The sequence below is a fragment of the Streptomyces sp. NPDC002870 genome, from assembly GCF_042888505.1.
Lineage (GTDB): Bacteria > Actinomycetota > Actinomycetes > Streptomycetales > Streptomycetaceae > Streptomyces.
Window position 1 is genome coordinate 1 of record NZ_JBIAPW010000096.1, and the last position, 1,300, is coordinate 1,300.

A 1,300-nucleotide genomic window follows, 5' to 3' on the forward strand; every position below is an offset into this window, starting at 1 on the left:
CTTGGGTTCTAGTGGTCGTCGCAACACCCCAGTTCAGGGGATGCGATGGACTTCGAGATCCGCGAGGAACGGAAGCCGCAGGGACCGCGGAAGCTCGCCAAGGAGCGCGAGGCATACTTCCGGCTCATGCAGCAGGGCGTGAGCGGCCGGGAGGCATGCCGGATCCTCGGGATCAACCGGCGAACCGGCCAGCGATGGAGCAACGGGCGCAATGCGTCCGGCAACAACAGGGCGGCACCACCGATTCGTGCGGTGGTGCCGCTTTCTGCGCCGTCGCGGTACCTGGGTGAAGCCGATCGGATCCACATCGCCGACCGGCTGCGGGAGAGGGCCACGGTCCGCGCGATCGCCGCCGAGCTGGGCCGCAGCCCCTCCACGGTCAGCCGGGAGATCCGCCGCAATCGGCATCCCGTCAACGGGCAGTACCGGCCCTACGCGGCCCAGGCCCGTGCCGATGCCCGCCGGCCGCGCCCCAAGCCCGGGAAGATAGGCCGGAACCCCGAACTGCGGGACTTCGTCCAGGACCGCCTCGACCAGCGGTGGAGTCCGGAGCAGATCTGCCAGGCTCTACGGGCCCAGTTCCCCGAGCGCACGGAGATGCACGTGGTCCACGAGACGGTCTACCAGGCCCTCTACGTCCAGGGCCGAGGGGAGCTCCGCCGCGAGCTGGCCAAAGCCCTGCGGTCGGGACGCACCCGCCGCAAACCACACCGGCAGGCCGCCTGCCGCCAGCCACGCTTCACCCACCCCATGGTCATGATCAGCGAACGCCCCGCCGAGGCGGAGGACCGGGCGGTGCCCGGTCACTGGGAGGGCGACCTGATCATCGGCAAAGACGGTGCCTCCGCCATCGGCACCCTGGTCGAACGCGCCACCCGCTACGTGATGCTCCTGCACCTGCCCGACGGCCGCACCGCCGAACACGTCCGAGACGCCCTCGTGGACACCGTCCAGACCCTGCCCGGCCACCTGGTCCGCTCGCTGACCTGGGACCAGGGCTCCGAGATGGCCGCCCATCACGCCTTCACCGTCGCCACCGACATCCCGGTCTACTTCTGCGACCCGGCCAGCCCCTGGCAACGCGGCTCCAACGAGAACACCAACGGCCTGCTCCGGCAGTACTTCCCGAAGGGCACCGACCTCACCACCCACACCCGCGACCACCTCGATGCCGTCGCCGCCGAACTCAACGGCCGCCCACGCAAAACGCTCGGCTGGGAGACCCCAGCCGAGCGCCTGCACAAACTGCTCGCGGCCTGATCAAACCGACCACGTGTTGCGACAATCCCTAGAAACCGCC

General features: G+C 69.8%; 1 protein-coding gene. It reads left to right on the forward strand.

What is annotated here, in order from left to right; genetic code table 11:
- The first annotated feature begins 138 nt into the window (after positions 1-138).
- The gene (locus tag ACFYWY_RS38210; RefSeq protein WP_389196134.1) at positions 139-1,260 is read left to right on the forward strand and encodes an IS30 family transposase; all 1,122 of its coding nucleotides are present in this window, start codon (positions 139-141) and stop codon (positions 1,258-1,260) included.
- Positions 1,261-1,300 lie beyond the last annotated feature (40 nt).